The organism is Aeromicrobium alkaliterrae (assembly GCF_039529015.1).
GTDB lineage: Bacteria > Actinomycetota > Actinomycetes > Propionibacteriales > Nocardioidaceae > Aeromicrobium > Aeromicrobium alkaliterrae.
In genome coordinates this window covers 80,758-94,759 of record NZ_BAAAME010000001.1, presented here as the reverse complement: position 1 = coordinate 94,759, position 14,002 = coordinate 80,758, and the positions used below count along the sequence as shown (strand labels likewise).

17 protein-coding genes and 1 tRNA gene are annotated in these 14,002 nt (G+C 69.7%); 11 read left to right on the top strand and 7 right to left on the bottom strand.

Features of this window, described 5'->3' with window-relative positions; all coding sequences use genetic code 11:
* The first annotated feature begins 16 nt into the window (after positions 1-16).
* Entirely contained in the window at positions 17-583 is a 567-nt protein-coding gene (locus tag ABD127_RS00495) for a TetR/AcrR family transcriptional regulator (RefSeq protein WP_344196558.1), read from the top strand.
* Between the two features lie 129 nt (positions 584-712).
* Here ABD127_RS00495 and ABD127_RS00490 read toward each other — a convergent pair whose 3' ends face one another.
* Complete coding sequence (locus tag ABD127_RS00490; protein ID WP_344196555.1) at positions 713-1,285, bottom strand: GNAT family N-acetyltransferase; 573 nt, start codon at positions 1,283-1,285, stop codon at positions 713-715.
* Between the two features lie 46 nt (positions 1,286-1,331).
* Here ABD127_RS00490 and ABD127_RS00485 point away from each other — a divergent pair, with 46 nt between their 5' ends.
* Entirely contained in the window at positions 1,332-1,601 is a 270-nt protein-coding gene (locus tag ABD127_RS00485; RefSeq protein WP_344196552.1) for a hypothetical protein, read from the top strand.
* 53 nt (positions 1,602-1,654) lie between these two features.
* Positions 1,655-2,629, top strand: a complete 975-nt coding sequence (locus ABD127_RS00480; protein ID WP_344196549.1) for an isopenicillin N synthase family dioxygenase — start codon at positions 1,655-1,657, stop codon at positions 2,627-2,629.
* 18 nt (positions 2,630-2,647) lie between these two features.
* On the opposite strand, the gene ABD127_RS00475 is transcribed toward ABD127_RS00480, so the two are convergent.
* The 3 genes from ABD127_RS00475 to ABD127_RS00465 form a co-directional block, all read right to left on the bottom strand.
* Positions 2,648-2,857, bottom strand: coding sequence for a hypothetical protein (locus ABD127_RS00475; protein ID WP_344196547.1), 210 nt, complete (start codon positions 2,855-2,857; stop codon positions 2,648-2,650).
* 148 nt (positions 2,858-3,005) lie between these two features.
* Positions 3,006-3,078, bottom strand: a tRNA-Arg gene (locus ABD127_RS00470).
* A 35-nt stretch (positions 3,079-3,113) separates the two neighbouring features.
* Positions 3,114-4,418, bottom strand: coding sequence for an MFS transporter (locus ABD127_RS00465; protein ID WP_344196544.1), 1,305 nt, complete (start codon positions 4,416-4,418; stop codon positions 3,114-3,116).
* 171 nt (positions 4,419-4,589) lie between these two features.
* Here ABD127_RS00465 and ABD127_RS00460 point away from each other — a divergent pair, with 171 nt between their 5' ends.
* From ABD127_RS00460 to ABD127_RS00450, 3 genes are read left to right on the top strand one after another with little or no spacing between them, the layout of a single operon-like run.
* Positions 4,590-5,783 (top strand): glycosyltransferase family 4 protein, encoded by a 1,194-nt coding sequence (locus tag ABD127_RS00460; protein ID WP_344196541.1) that lies wholly within the window; start codon positions 4,590-4,592, stop codon positions 5,781-5,783.
* Positions 5,780-6,499: a Rossmann-fold NAD(P)-binding domain-containing protein gene (locus tag ABD127_RS00455; protein WP_344196538.1), complete on the top strand. Its 720-nt coding sequence runs from the start codon at positions 5,780-5,782 to the stop codon at positions 6,497-6,499. The genes ABD127_RS00460 and ABD127_RS00455 overlap by 4 nt, the downstream gene beginning before the upstream one ends.
* On the top strand, positions 6,496-7,230 hold the full coding sequence (locus tag ABD127_RS00450) for a sugar transferase (protein WP_344196535.1): 735 nt from the start codon (positions 6,496-6,498) through the stop codon (positions 7,228-7,230). Before ABD127_RS00455 ends, ABD127_RS00450 begins: the two co-directional genes overlap by 4 nt.
* A gap of 72 nt (positions 7,231-7,302) precedes the next feature.
* Here ABD127_RS00450 and ABD127_RS00445 read toward each other — a convergent pair whose 3' ends face one another.
* Positions 7,303-8,163, bottom strand: a complete 861-nt coding sequence (locus ABD127_RS00445; protein ID WP_344196533.1) for a hypothetical protein — start codon at positions 8,161-8,163, stop codon at positions 7,303-7,305.
* An 87-nt stretch (positions 8,164-8,250) separates the two neighbouring features.
* A complete protein-coding gene (locus ABD127_RS00440) occupies positions 8,251-9,150 on the bottom strand; it encodes a bestrophin family protein (protein ID WP_344196530.1) in 900 nt (299 codons plus the stop codon).
* Between the two features lie 261 nt (positions 9,151-9,411).
* On the opposite strand from ABD127_RS00440, the gene ABD127_RS00435 reads away from it, so the two are divergent.
* The gene (locus tag ABD127_RS00435) at positions 9,412-9,597 is read left to right on the top strand and encodes a hypothetical protein (protein ID WP_344196527.1); all 186 of its coding nucleotides are present in this window, start codon (positions 9,412-9,414) and stop codon (positions 9,595-9,597) included.
* Between the two features lie 9 nt (positions 9,598-9,606).
* Here the strand turns inward: ABD127_RS00435 and ABD127_RS00430 are convergent, their stop codons facing one another.
* Positions 9,607-10,023 carry a hypothetical protein gene (locus ABD127_RS00430; protein WP_344196525.1) on the bottom strand — a complete coding sequence of 139 codons (417 nt, stop codon included), beginning with the start codon at positions 10,021-10,023 and terminating at the stop codon, positions 9,607-9,609.
* 144 nt (positions 10,024-10,167) lie between these two features.
* Between ABD127_RS00430 and ABD127_RS00425 the strand changes: the two genes are divergently transcribed.
* The 4 genes from ABD127_RS00425 (at position 10,168) to ABD127_RS00410 (ending at position 13,459) form a co-directional block, all read left to right on the top strand.
* Complete coding sequence (locus ABD127_RS00425; protein ID WP_344196737.1) at positions 10,168-10,629, top strand: peptidase inhibitor family I36 protein; 462 nt, start codon at positions 10,168-10,170, stop codon at positions 10,627-10,629.
* 59 nt (positions 10,630-10,688) lie between these two features.
* Positions 10,689-11,207, top strand: a complete 519-nt coding sequence (locus ABD127_RS00420) for an RNA polymerase sigma factor (protein WP_344196522.1) — start codon at positions 10,689-10,691, stop codon at positions 11,205-11,207.
* Positions 11,194-12,264: a CU044_5270 family protein gene (locus ABD127_RS00415; protein WP_344196519.1), complete on the top strand. Its 1,071-nt coding sequence runs from the start codon at positions 11,194-11,196 to the stop codon at positions 12,262-12,264. Before ABD127_RS00420 ends, ABD127_RS00415 begins: the two co-directional genes overlap by 14 nt.
* Before the next feature lie 214 nt (positions 12,265-12,478).
* A complete protein-coding gene (locus ABD127_RS00410) occupies positions 12,479-13,459 on the top strand; it encodes a hypothetical protein (RefSeq protein ID WP_344196516.1) in 981 nt (326 codons plus the stop codon).
* Positions 13,460-14,002: the final 543 nt, after the last annotated feature.

The window sequence follows — 14,002 nt, the reverse complement described above, 5'->3', positions numbered from 1 at the left end:
CGAGAGAGGGGTGACCGTGACCGCAACTCCCGAGATCAGTCCCGTCCAGCGACGCTTCTTCGACGCGGCCATGGAGATCCTGGCCGAGGACGGCTATGGCGCCCTGAAGCTCGCGCCGCTGTGCCGCAAGGTCGGGGTGACGAGCGGGTCGTTCTACCACGCGTTCGACGGCTGGCAGGGCTTCACCGAGGCGTTCCTGGCGCACTGGTTCCAGGAGCGCACGCTCCGCATCGTCGAGCTGACCGACACCGTCGCCACGGCACAGGAGCAGGTCGACCTGCTGCTCGACGTGAGCCTGCGGCTGCCGCACGCCTCGGAGTCCGCGATCCGGGTGTGGGCCGGGGTCGACCCCGAGGTGCGCAAGCTGCAGGACGAGGTCGACCGGCTGCGCCTCGACACCGTGACCCGCGCGTTCGCCGGCGTCATGGGCGACGAGGAGGCCGCGCGGAAGCTCGCCGGCGCCGCGCTCTACATGCTCGTCGGCTACGAGCAGGCCTCCGGAGCCCGCGACCGCGAGGCGCTCGAGACGGGCCTCAACCTGCTCCCGATCTACGCCCAGCGCTTCGCCGACCGCCAAGCCTGAGGGCTCCGCGGTCGAGGTGCCCCTTTCGAGGCTCGCTCGTTCCTCGCTCGCACCTCAAGGGGCGGGTAGCTTTCCGCCCCCTGAGGTGCGACGGAGGAGCCTCGAACGGGGTTCGTCCACCACCGTCGGTCAGAGCGTGCGGCGCATGACGAGGCGCGGCATCTTCGAGGCCATCGCGTCGGTCTGGCCGATCACCTCGAAGCCCGCCTTCTCGTACATCGCCCGGGTGCCGACGAACGCCATCGTGAGGTCCATGCGGCCCTTCGGGTCGACGGGGTGCACCTCCACCGCGGGCGCGCCCTGGGACTTCGCCCACTGCACGGCGCCCTCGATGAGCTGCTGCGTGACGCCTTGCTTGCGGTGGCCGCTGCGCACCACGGCGCACACGATGCTCCACACCGGGACGTCGTCGACCGGGCGGATGAGCTTGCTCTGCACGAGCCGCGGGATGTCGTCGCGAGCGCCGATGTTGCACCATCCGACCGGCGTGCCGTCGCGGTAGGTCACGACTCCCGGTGGAACGTCGCGCTCGCACAGGCTGCGCATCGCCCGCTCGCGGCTGCCGCCCCCGCGCTCCTCGATCTCCTTCGCGCCGAGGCGGTGCGACAGGCACCAGCAGTGCGTCGCGCGACGATTCGGGTTGATGACGTCGGCGAGGTCGTCGAAGCGGTCGGCCGTGACCGGATGCGTCTCCCAGGTCATGCGTCCACGATGGCACCAGGCACTGACAACCGCGCGAGGAGGAACGATGGCCACGACCGTCTACCTGGTGTGGGCGTCCGCGCCGATCCCCCACGACCTCCCCGGACCGTGGACCGAGCTGCGTCCCCTGGCCGACGACCTCGCCGTGGTCGAGAGCACCGAGTCGCTATCGCGGGTCTACCACGAGGTGAAGTGGTCACTCCCGGACGACGCCGCCCTCCTCGTATCCGTGCTGTCGGAGCGGCCGAAGCTCAAGTACCTTCCGGAGGGCACCACCACCTGGTTCCGCGAGCGGCTGCCCGGACCCGCCGACTGACCACGTCGTGAGAACCGGGACCGGGTGGCGCTCACCGTCCTAGCGTGGAGCGCGTGACGACCCGCGACCTGCCCGCGCTCGACCTCGACGACCTCGGCACCGAGGCGTTCCGCCGCACGCTCCGAGACGCGACGCACGAGGTGGGCTTCTTCCACCTGCGTCACCGGATCCCGACGGCGGTGACCGACGAGCTCTTCACCGTGGCGCGCCGGTTCTTCGCGCTCCCCGAGGCCGACAAGCTCGCGATCGAGATGACGCGGAGCCCCTGGTTCCGCGGGTACACCCGCGTCGGCGGCGAGCGCACCCAGGGCGCGGTCGACTGGCGGGAGCAGATCGACGTCGGCCCAGAGCGTGCACCCAGCGCCCGGCGCGACCCGGCGTACCTCCGCCTCGACGGTCCCAACCAGTGGCCGGCCGCGCTGCCGGAGCTGCGCACCGTGATCGAGGCCTGGACCGCACGGCTCTCCGACCTCGGGCACCGTCTGCTCGCCGAGTGGGCCGTGGCGCTCGGCGCAGGTCCGGATCACTTCGACGCGGCGTTCGCCGAGCCGTCGACGCTGCTCAAGCTCGTCCGCTACCCCGGCCGCGAGGATGCTGGCCAGGGCGTCGGGGCCCACAAGGACCCCGGCATCCTGACGCTCCTGCTGATCGAGCCGGGCAGCGCCGGGCTGCAGGTCCAGCGCGACGACGGCTGGTTCGACGTGCCTCCCGCCGAGGACGCCTTCGTCGTCAACATCGGCGAGCTGCTCGAGGTCGCGACGGACGGCTACCTCCGCGCCACGAACCACCGCGTCGTCTCACCCGCACCCGGCACCGAGCGGCTGTCGATCCCGTTCTTCTTCAACCCCGGCCTGGACGCGGAGGTGCCGCGGATCGCGCTTCCGGCGGATCTCGCCGCCCAGGCTCGGGGCGTCGAGCAGGACGCCGACAACGTCATCGGCTCGCGCTACGGCGAGAACCTGCTCAAGGCGAGACTTCGGGCGCACCCTGACGTCGCCGCCGCGCACCACGCCGACCTGCTCGACTGAGCGGAGCCGGCAGCGGTCCTACGGGGTCTTCGGGTCGATGCCGTGGGCGCGGAGCTGGTCGTCGATCGCGTCGTCGACCTCGAGCGCTCCGGACTCCACGTACTTGAGGACGCGACGCACCGTCTCCCACTTGACCCGCGACTGCAGCTCCGTGACGGAGCCGGCGACGATACCCACCGAGATGAGCGCGAAGAACCGCTCGAGCTCGGGGCATCCGCTGCGATCCATGCCGGAAACGTACCGGTAACTCTCAGTTACCGCCGAGTTGGATGGGAGTGATCGTCGTCACGGGGCAACGGCGCGGCCACGGACGCCCCGCGAACGCGAAAGGCCCCCGGGACGTGGTCCTGGGGGCCTTTCGCGTCGTGCTGTGCTGTGCGCCCGAAGGGATTCGAACCCCTAACCTTCTGATCCGTAGTCAGATGCTCTATCCGTTGAGCTACGGGCGCCCGTCCTGCGCGTCACGCGCGAGGACTCCGAGAGTCTAGCCCAGGGTGTGCGCATCCCTCGAATCAGGTCGGTCCGAGGGTCGCAGGGGGTGGGCGATCTCGTCGACGCGCATGCGGGCCCAGGCGATCGCGACGAACGCCAGGGGCAGCGGGATCAGGGCCGCGACGAGGAAGACCACGTCCGTCCCGACCGCCACGCCGAGCGGCCCGGCGACCGCCATCGAGACCGGCATGAAGGTCAGCGAGACGAAGAAGTCCAGGCTCGAGACACGCCCCAGCATCGGGGGCGGGACGCGGCGCTGCAGGAGCGTGCCCCAGATGACGTTCGGGGCGTTGAAGAGCCCACCCACGACGAACAGGAGCGCCGCGAGCGTGACGACGTCGGGCGCGATGCCGACGAAGGCCAGCGGCAGGACGCCCGCGCCCCACATCAGCACCATGACCGAGAGGTAGCGGCGGGCCAGGGGGAGCGACGAGACCACCAGCGACGCGATCGCGCCACCGATGCCGTACGCCGCCATGACCCATGCGTGGCTCGTCGCGTCGCCGCCGAGGTCGTCCTTGATGACGAACGGCAGGAGCACCTCGATCGGCCCCATCGAGACCATCACCAGGACCGTCGCGAGCAGCAGCGTGGCAAGCAGCCACGGGGTGCGCGCGACGTAGCCGAAACCCTCCCGCAGGTCGCCGAGCAGGTGCCCCACGCCGTGACCTTCGGCAGCATCCAGGTCACGCCGCAGCGGGACCGGGCGCAGGCCGATCAGGAGCAGCAGGCACGCCAGCTCCGCCAGGGCCACCGCCACGATCGCGTGCCCCGGGGAGATCGTCGCGACGATCACGCTGGCGGCCGCGGGACCTGCGGCCTGCAGCATGATCGGCCGGAGCACGCCCTCGATGCCGTTGGCGGCCAGCAGGTCGTCGGCGTCGACGATCGAGGGCAGGATCGCTGAGTAGGCCGGGAAGAAGACGCCGGCCGTCATGCCGAACACGAGCCCGGCCACGGCCAGGTGCCAGATCGCGCCCAGGCCTGCCACTGCAGCGATTCCGACGACCGACGCGGTCAGGACCCGGACCACCGAGACGCCGACGATGATGCGTCGCTGCGGGATCCGGTCGGCCAGGACCCCTCCGACGAGGGTCGTCGCGACGACGCCTGCGGACCATCCGACGGCGACGAACGAGAGCTGCTTCGGACCGCCGTCGAGGTCGATGACCTGCCAGACCGTCGCGATCATCCACATGCCGTCGGCCAGCAGCGACAGCGCGGTCGCGGCAGCGAGCCAGCGGTACTGGCCGTGCCGGAACGGCTTCAACGGCCCCCGGGCCCACGGCGACTCCACCGCGACAGCCTACGGCGACGGGACCTTCGGCCCCACCGTCCGACCGGACCGCAACATGACGAGTCTCACCGGCCCCAGGGTTCACATAACGCTGCGGCTGGACGATCGTTGCTCCTAGCGTTGATCCGGTCCGATCGGACCACGACGACACCACCTGGGAGGACGATCACCGTGAAGCTGCTCGTCCACGACTTCAGCGGGCACCCGTTCCAGGTCCAGCTCAGCCGCGAGCTCGCCCGCAGGGGCCACGACGTCGTGCACTCCAGCTGCGACGCCTACGTCTCCGGCAAGGGCGCCCTCGTCGCCGAGCCGGGCGAGTCGATCGTGTTCGAGACGATCGGCGACGGCCTGAAGTTCGAGAAGCTCCGCTTCGCCAAGAGGCTCCTCGTCGAGGTCCGGCTCGGGTTCGAGCTCGTGCGCCACGTCCGCTCGCACCGCCCCGACGTCGCGGTGCTCTCCAACGTGCAGATCCCGACGCTGGTGATCTTCGCCTTCGCGATGCTGTTCGTCCGGATCCCGTGGGTCCTCTGGCACCAGGACGTGTACGCCGTCGCGGTCCGGTCCTTCGCCGGCGACAAGCTGTCGCGCGGCTTCACCGCCGTCGCGTCAGTGTTCGAGATCGCCGAGAAGTGGTGCTCACGCCGTGCCGTCGCGATCGTCGCGATCTCCGACGCCTTCGTGCCGGTGCACGCGAAGTGGGGCACCGCCGACAAGGTCACGGTCATCCCGAACTGGGCGCCGCTGGACGAGATCGTGCCGGTCGAGCGCAAGAACGACTGGTCGGTCGAGCAGGGCGTCGAGGAGACGCTCACGCTGCTCTACTCCGGCACCCTCGGGCTCAAGCACGATCCGTCGCTGCTCGTGGCGCTGACGCGACAGGTCCGCGACGCGGGCGTCGACGCCGAGCTCGTCGTGGTCAACGAGGGTCCCGCGGTCGAGGTCATCGCCGCCGAGGCCCAGCGGCTCGACGTCCCCGTGAAGCTCCTGCCCTACCAGCCCTACGAGCGCCTCCCGGAGGTCCTCGGGTCGGGCGACGTCCTGCTGGTGCTGCTCGACCAGCGCGCCGGCGCCTTCTCGGTGCCGTCCAAGACGCTCTCCTACCTCTGCGCCGGTCGTCCGATCCTCGGCCTGATGCCGCTCGAGAACGCCGCTTCCTCGCTCGTCGAGCGAGCCGGCGGCGCGGTGTTCACGCCGCAGGCCGGCTCGATCCCCGCGGCGGGCGCCTGGGTCGCCGAGATCCTCGCCGCCCCGGAGCGTCGCGCGCAGGTGGGCGTGGCCAGCCGCCAGCTCGCCGAGGCGGAGTTCACGGCGGAGCGCTGCATCGACCGCTTCGAGACCCTGCTGACCGGGATCGGATCCCGATGAGCCCCGTCCACGTCGTCATCGGTCCCCGCACGCAGGTGGGGTCCGCACTCCTCGAGCTGCTCGCCGGGCAGGACGTCGTGGCCGTGGCCCGTCACGAGCGCGACGTCGAGGCCCTGGCCGGCCTGGCTGACGCCCGCGTCGTCCTGGCCGCCGACGCTGCCGGGGTCGTCGCCCCGGTCGCCGACCTCGTGCTGCACGTGTGCGCGCTCGGACCGATCCACCCCGAGGACCCGCTGCCCGACGACGCCGACCGCTTCGAGGCCGAGCTCGCCGCGATCGACGCGCTCGTCGGCGCCACGACCGGCCAGGTCCGCATCGTGCTGGTCTCGACCGTCATCGCCCTGGCGCCCACCGCCGACCGCCGACTGTACGGCGGCTGGAAGAACCTCGCCGAGGAGCGCCTCGACCGGATCGCGCTGCACCACGGCGATCGCTGCACCGTCTCGGTCCTCTATCCGGGCCGGATCATCGCCCCCTCCGAGCGTCAGGGACTCGGCGATCGCCTCTCCTCGACCTTCGAGAACGTCGCGAAAAAAATGCTCCGTGAAACCTCGCGTTCACCGCGCCGGGCCATCATCGGAGTCGACGCAAAAATTTGGTCGGCACTTCGTGCACTGTCGCTCGTTGTGCTTACCGTGCGCCCCTCGCGCACACCTGAGCTGACAACGACGTCGCCCTCCACCTCGACCCCCCATCGACCAGAGGCAACCCCATGATTCGCAAGCGCATTCTCGACCTGGCACTGGTCGCGCTCTCGGCCGTCGTGTGGATCCCCGTCCTGCTCACGGCCACGCTGGCCGTGCTCATCACCGAGGGTCGACCGGTCTACTACCGCTCCAACCGACGCGTGTCGACCGACCGCGTCATGCGGGTCGTGAAGTTCCGCACGATGGTGCGCAACGCCGACAAGCTCGTCAACCGCGACACCGTCCCCGTCGAGGGCCAGGTCCGCTTCCTCAACATCCCGCCGGACTCGCCGCTCTACACGCGCGTCGGCCGCATCCTCGAGCGCTTCGGCCTCACCGAGATCCCGCAGCTGGTCCACGTCATCAGCGGCAGCATGTCGCTGATCGGCAACCGCCCGCTGCCCGAGAACGTGCAGAACATGCTCCGCGAGGAGTTTCCGCACGCCGACGACCGGTTCCTGACGCCGTCCGGCCTCACGGGTCCGGCGCAGCTGGTCGGCCGTCAGGCCCTGACCGACGACGAGCGCCTCACGATCGAGACGGCGTACTGCCGGGCCGCGATGCGCGGGTACTCGATCCGCCTGGACCTGTCGATCCTTTTCTCAACGGTCTTCATCGTCCTGCACCTCAAGGAGCCGATGAGCTACCTCGAGGTCGAGGCGATGATCAACCGCCACAGCCGCGTGCGCACGATCGTGCTCGAGACGTCGGCCGATCCGGCTCCCGTCACCGCCGACCTCCCGCAGGAGCAGGCGAGCTGACGCTCGCTCTCAGCACCGTTGGCTGAGGTGCGAAGGCGCTCTGGCGCCTGAGCCTCGAAGCCTCTCACCCCGCTAACCGCTGACGCTGGGGCCCTGGCCGATCGGCTCGCCGGAGATCACCACGGCGTCGCCGACCACCGCTGCGTAGCTGCCGCCGCCTGAACCGATCAGGGCGAGTCCCTGCGTCGGTACCTCGCTGATGCAGCCGAGCACGACGGGCGCACCACCCTCGATCCGCTCGGCCGCCAGCGGGCACTCCGCAGCCGAGGCGAGCACCACGACGCCGTCGTCGGTCTGCGTCACGCCGGTCAGTCCCGACACCGTCGCCAGCGTCTCCCACGTCGCACCGTCGTCGCCGGACGTGCGCACCGTGCCGTCGGCGCACGCCACGACTCCGGCGGCGCCGTCGGAGGTGAACCCGACCGGTGCGCAGCCGGGGTCCCTCGCGCCTGCGGGCGTCGTCAACGTCGGCTGGCTCGGGGTGAGGTGCCACCGGCGGATGCCACCGGGCGGATCGACCCACTCCGCCTCACCCGCCGCGAGCAGCCGCTCGACCGGTGCGCACTCGGCGTCGGCCCCGATCACGTAGACGTCGCCGTCGGCGTTGACGTCGACCCGCAGCAGCTCGGTCACGCCGGGGTCCAGCTCGGCGCGGGAGTCGCCGGTCGAGCGCCCGAGGGTGATCGGGACGCCGTCGGCGCACGAGCCGCGCGGGCCCCAGACGACCAGACCGTCGGCGACGTCGATCAGACCCGGGAGCGCAGCGGCCGGGGCCGGCGCCTCGGTCGGCTCGTCGGTGGCGACCGTCGTGGGCGCTGTCGTCGGCGACGTCGAGCTCCCGTCGCCGGAGACGTGCCGCAGCATGATGACGACCAGCACGGCGTCGACGAGCAGGAACAGGGCCAGCAACCGCCACGTGCGCTGCGTCGTCATCTCGTCCTCGCGGTCCAGTCCCTCGAACCGCAGGCTAGCCGACGGGGGCCGCCTCAGCAGTGAACTGCCGGGAACCCGCTCATGGTGTCACCACAGGACCTGCTTGACCGGACCGACCGCCTCGGGGGTGTCGGCGCCGATCATCTCCAGCAGGTCGATCTCGATCGAGCGGCAGATCGCGGTCATCGGCACGTCGTGGACGCGGTCCAGGAACGGATCGGCGAGGTCGCGGCCGACCTGCACCGCGAGCAGGAACATCATGCCGATCAGGCCCGAGCCGACGGGCGTCCACCACTGCAGGTCCTTGAAGACCGCGAACGGCAGGATCAGGCAGAACGCGCGGGCGAAGAACGACGGCAGGAACCGGTACTGGACCGGCAGCGGCGTCTTCTTGATGCGCTCGAGCCCGCCCTGCGCGTCGGTCAGGACGCTGAGCGTCGACTCGATCTGCACCCGGGCGATGTCGCCCACCATGCCGCGCTGCTGCGCCTCCGCCAGCAGCCGACCGACGTGGGACAGGACCGCCGTCGGTGAGCTGGTCGACGACCGCACCCGCGCGAGCGGCTCGGCGGCCAGGTAGTCGGCGACCTCGGGCGGCGACGGCTGCTCGCGCAGCGACGTGCGGAGGGCGTGGACGTAGGCGACCTGGGCGCGGACGATCTCGCCGGGCAGGTCGGCTCGCGCGTCGGGCACCGTCCGGTCGAGGAGGGTCGTGGCCTGACGGCCGAGGTTGCGGGAGTGGTTCACGATGCTGCCCCACAGCGTGCGGGCCTCCCACCAGCGCGCGTACGAGGCGTTGACCATGAAGCCGAGGAACAGCGCGATCGCCGTGCCGTAGAGCGTGTACTGGATCGTGATGCCGCGGAACTCGATCCAGCCCGCCTTGAAGGCCACCGTCACCAGCACGTCCCACGCGAGCAGGACGACCAGCGGCACCAGCAGCGGTCGCCAGGCCGTGACGGTCCGGGGCAGGCGCGAGGTGATCATGCTTCAACTCTGCTGGCTGGTCCGTCGGACGGCACGCGAGAACCGGGGTGTCTCCCGCCACGTCACCGCGTTCCCACCGTCCGCGCCCTGAGGTGCGACGAGGAACGAGGAGCCGGGTCCTGAGGTGTGAGCGAGGCACGAGCGAGCCTCGAAGGGCGAAGGGGGAAGGCCAGCCACGGAACCCCCGCCCCACCTTTCGGCCCACCCACGTCCAGCCCATCGACCGATGCCCGCCGCCGACCCGCGCCCTACCGTTGGACCATGAGCTCCACGATGCACCTCTTCACCGGAACGCTGCTGGTCGTGGTGGGCGCGGCCTTGGCCCTCGCCTTCGGCGACAACGAGTTCGGCTGGTTCCAGGGCCGCCCGCTCGGCATCGTCCTGGTGGTCGTCGGCCTGTTCGACCTGGCGCAGGGCATCGCCGAGCGCCGCAAGGACCGCGAGTAGGTCCGGCGGTCAGCCGCCCGGGCAGTCGTTCCCGGTGCCGCTGCGCTCCTGACACTGCACGGGTCCGTCGTCCCGCTCCGGCGGTGGCGCGTGCTGTGCCGCGTCGATCGCGAGCACGGCCAGCGGCACCAGCGACAGCACGATCGCCCCGCCCAGGAAGCACGCGGCGACGCGACGGCGGTCCACCGCCGCGGCGACCAGTCCGATCACCGGTCCGCCGAGGCCCAGCAGCCCAGCGACGAGGAACGCCGTGTCCTGGGCCCGCTCGTCGGCCGCCGACGGCTCGGTACCGCCGAAGAAGCTGGCCGTCGCGAACAGGCCGCTGAAGTAGAAGAACGGCGAGACGAGCCACGCGATCCACGCGAGCACGATCAGCACGGACACCCACGTCCTGCCGGCGGGGCGCTCGCTGGGCTGATCGGTCACGGCGTCGTCCTCTCCAGGCGCGGAGCGCCGAAGCGCTCCGGCAGCACGCTAGTCGCATCGTGGGATTTTCGAGGTATCCGGACAGATGTAGGTATGCGCCCATTCCTGTGCCGCCTCGCAGTGATGCTTCTTGCCGTGCTGGCGATGACCACAACCACTACGCAATCCGCCACTGCCGAGATGAAGAGCCCCGAGCCAATCGGATCATCGCTGTCTCAGGAGCAGCGAGAGATCGTGTCGTCTCAGCTGCAGCGCCAGCCTGGAGGCACTGTGGCGGGCAACGAGGTCCGGTACCGCGATGGCACGACTTTCGTCGCCGTTGAAGCTGGCGTGCTGTCGCTCTCGCAGTGCACGAGTGGGCGCTTCTGCGGATGGTCCAGCTCGAACTACACCGGAAGCTTCGTCTACACGACCGGCACGGGCATCACGCGCTCGCTGTCGTGGACGGCCCGCTCCTACAGCAACAACCGGTCGCAAGGCGCACGGCTCTACAACAGCACGTCGTCGGCGTCGACCTGCTTCGCGCCGGGTGAGTCTCGGGCGACGATCGGGTCGAGCTACTACAACCCGGCCAAGGTTTTCCTGTCGTCATCGTCGAGTTGTTAGGACGAGGTTTCCCCTTGTCCCCTACCTTGTGGGTGCGACTGGACAGGGGGGTGTGGTGGGTGGACGAGCCGAGCTTCGAAGCGTTCTTCCATCTGATGTTCCCCAGGCTCTCCCGGTATGCGCAGCGGCGCGTGGACCCCATGGCCGCTGAAGATCTGGCTGCGGCGGCACTGGAGACGATCTGGAACAAGGACGTCGACACACCAGCCGACGATGTGGCCCACCGGAAACTGCAAAGCCTCGCCTACCGAGTACTCGAGGGGCATCTGCGCAACGGAGTTCGGGGCGCCGCCCGCCGCTCCCGGGTGGTCGAGGCAGTCGCTGACGAAGTCCTGGCTAGGCCCCACGATCCCGATGTGGCAGAGGTCGTCACCACTGACAGCTGGCCGGAGTGGGCGGAGTCGCTGTCGTACTCGGACCGTGATGTGCTGGAGCTCGTCGTCGACGGCTACCGCGTCTCCGAGATCGCGATCATCCTGGACTGCAGCCCGGGAGCCGTGACGATGCGGCTGCGCCGCGCCAAACGGAACGCTCGCCTGTTGTTCGATCGGAGGGTGGGGACTCATGACGACTCCTGACGACGACGAACAGCTCGCCGAGGAGATCCGCCGCGACCTCCTGCTCCACGGCGTCACGCCCAAGGACCTTGAACCTCTCGACGGTCAGTCCAGACGAGCACGCGAGCACCTCGCGCGGATCGTCGGTGCGGAGCAGATCCCTTCGCACTCGCCCCGTCGCACGCGGAAGCTTCCTCTCCTGCTGGCCGCAGCAGCCGTCGCCGCGCTGATCGCCGGCACCGCGACCGTAGTGGGACTGAGCGGAGAGCAGAACGCGGCACAGGCGGCAGAAGTCCCCCTGCTGGCGTTCCACTCCGCCGAGCCCGGCACCCTGCCGGCCTACGGCTCTAGTCCTGACGACGAGCTGGCCGACTTGGCCGCACGCGCACGGTCCCAGCCTGTGTCAGCGGGTGCTGTGCAGCACATCGTCGTCGATGCCTGGTACTCCAGCTCCGGTCCCGACGAGTACGACGGCGACCTGTCGAGCGAGCTGGTCCCCGTCCAGCGGGACGCGCTCTACTCGCCTGACGGCACAGTCCAAGCCGTCGAGCGGCGGGGCCCGGCACTCGACAAGAACGGCCGCATCGACACCCAGGTCGACTGGTCGAGCCAACCCATCACGTCCGAGGACACTTTCCCCTCACTCGATCCGGGACCGGGCTGGGCCGACTCGCTGCCCACAACTGCTCCAGAGCTCGCCTCTCTCGTGGAGTCTCGGCAAGACCCGGCCAATTGCGAGGAGGCCCGCGGCGCATGCCTCGTGCAGGATCTTGTCGACCTCAACACGAACTGGGTCGTTCCCCCGGCTGTGACCGCCGCCTTCTGGGAGGTGCTCGCGACCTCCCCCGACATCAGCTACCTCGGAGAAACTACAGACCGGCTCGGCCGCCCCGCCCTAGCGTTCACCGCTCGCAGCGCACCGGGGAGCGACACGCAGACCGTGATCCTGGTCGACCCCGAGACGGGCTTGTACAGCGGCGAGGAGACGATCCTGATCCGTCGCTCACCGGCGTACAGCTTCGATCCGCCAGCGGTGCTCTCGTACAGCGCGATCGTCACCAGCGAACGCGTCAACTGACCTCATCGGATGGCTGGGACGGGGGCTGCGCAGGCCCTCTCGCATCGTCGCGATCTACGCGTGAATAGACGTCTCGTGTGGCGGAGGCACTTTTCTGAGATGCGGTGTGAGATTCGCGTCTTTGGCGGACATCAGGTGGTGAGGCCGGCGCTTGTGAAGCACGGGGGTGGCAGACGTCGGCCGACTCGATAACCGTCACAGAAGGGATCCGAACATGCCACTCATTCATCGTCGGGCGACTCGGCTCGATCAGGACCCGTCACGCAGAGCCCGGAATGCGAATCGAATCGCCACCCGGTCGATCGTCACCCTGACGACCCTTGCACTCGTCGCATCAGGGTCGATCTCGGCCGCCAGCGCGGACCCGGCCGACACTCCCTCCTTCGAGGAGCAACTCGCCCAGGTTCCCGAGGTCGCCGATGCAGTCACCGCCGACGCGACGCCGGTCACCGAGATCAGCGCTGACGGCACCGTGACGCTCGGCGACCCGGAGGCGACCGAGATCAGCATCGATCTCCCCACCACCGACGCGGCCGAGTCGTCCGACGTCGACGGACGCCACGTCATCGAGAACACCGACGGCTCGGCTCTCGCGGTCAACCCGACCGATGAGGGAGCCCAGGTGATCATCGGCATCGACGGCCCGGAGTCGCCGACCACCTACGACTTCGGCCTCACCGTCCCCGAGGGCTTCGCCCCCACACTGACCGAGGACGGCGGCGTCGACCTGGTCGACGCTGACGGATTCCTCGCCGGTCACATCGAGACCCCGTGGGCGGTCGACGCCAACGGACAGCCCGTCCCCACCTATTTCCAGGTCGAGGGTGCGACGGTGACACAGGTTGTCGACCACCTCGGCGGCGACTACGCCTACCCGATCGTGGCCGACCCCAGTCTGAAGATGTGCGACTGGGGCACCGCCATCTGCGTCAAGTTCTCCAAGTCCGAAACTCGCCGAGTCAATGACGCGATGCTTGCTGGCGTGAGTGCCGCCATCGGGTCACTGTGCGGCCTGATTCCTATGGCCGGTTGGGGTATTCCCATCCGGATGACGTGCGCCGGGGTGGTTGCAGCGTATTACGTCGCGCTCAAGGGAACCTTCAAGAGCGCTAAGGCGCAGGGTAGGTGCGTCGAGCTGAAGTTCAACTACATTGGACAAGCCTTCCTTCGGGGCTGGAAGGTGGTGTCATGTTGACCCGGACGAGCGTGATCGCTGATCTGGCCGTACTGGTCACTCTGCTCGCAGTCGTTCTGTTGTTCTCCGACCGCAGTACCGCGGATTGGGTGATGGCCGGTGCCATGTTTGTAGGGATCACGGTCGTGGGCGCAGTAGTCCGCTGGCGCCAGGCGAGGTAGGAGCCCGACGACCGCCGGGCAGGGGCAACCTCCAAGAGCACTCCCCTGCCCGGTGGTCGCGGTCCATTGCGCACCGACCGACGCCAAGCGGCTCATCGCGAGCACCCAGACCCACAGCGACAGCCTGTTCGGGCGGCTGGCGCAGGTCACTGACCTCTTGACCCACGCTGATCGGCTCTACGCCTCCTGCGGGGGCGAGGCCCGCGAGATCCTCACCAGCGCCGTGTTCGAAGGGTTCTACCTCGACACCGAGCTCACGGACGGCGTTCCCGGGCCCATCGTGGCCGACGCGCCCCTCACTCCCGTCCTGGCCGCCGTCCTGGGCGACGGGGCCCACACAAGTCCGAAAACCGCCCCTACGGCGGGACACGAAAGAACCCCC

Bases quoted from the DNA above. Each gene is read 5' to 3' on its own strand.
- ABD127_RS00490 (WP_344196555.1), bottom strand. From the start codon at position 1,285: ATGACCTGGGAGACGCATCCGGTCACGGCCGACCGCTTCGACGACCTC.
- ABD127_RS00485 (WP_344196552.1), top strand. From the start codon at position 1,332: ATGGCCACGACCGTCTACCTGGTGTGGGCGTCCGCGCCGATCCCCCAC.
- ABD127_RS00475 (WP_344196547.1), bottom strand. From the start codon at position 2,857: ATGGATCGCAGCGGATGCCCCGAGCTCGAGCGGTTCTTCGCGCTCATC.
- ABD127_RS00455 (WP_344196538.1), top strand. From the start codon at position 5,780: ATGAGCCCCGTCCACGTCGTCATCGGTCCCCGCACGCAGGTGGGGTCC.
- ABD127_RS00450 (WP_344196535.1), top strand. From the start codon at position 6,496: ATGATTCGCAAGCGCATTCTCGACCTGGCACTGGTCGCGCTCTCGGCC.
- ABD127_RS00445 (WP_344196533.1), bottom strand. From the start codon at position 8,163: ATGACGACGCAGCGCACGTGGCGGTTGCTGGCCCTGTTCCTGCTCGTC.
- ABD127_RS00440 (WP_344196530.1), bottom strand. From the start codon at position 9,150: ATGATCACCTCGCGCCTGCCCCGGACCGTCACGGCCTGGCGACCGCTG.
- ABD127_RS00435 (WP_344196527.1), top strand. From the start codon at position 9,412: ATGAGCTCCACGATGCACCTCTTCACCGGAACGCTGCTGGTCGTGGTG.
- ABD127_RS00425 (WP_344196737.1), top strand. From the start codon at position 10,168: ATGACCACAACCACTACGCAATCCGCCACTGCCGAGATGAAGAGCCCC.
- ABD127_RS00415 (WP_344196519.1), top strand. From the start codon at position 11,194: ATGACGACTCCTGACGACGACGAACAGCTCGCCGAGGAGATCCGCCGC.
- ABD127_RS00410 (WP_344196516.1), top strand. From the start codon at position 12,479: ATGCCACTCATTCATCGTCGGGCGACTCGGCTCGATCAGGACCCGTCA.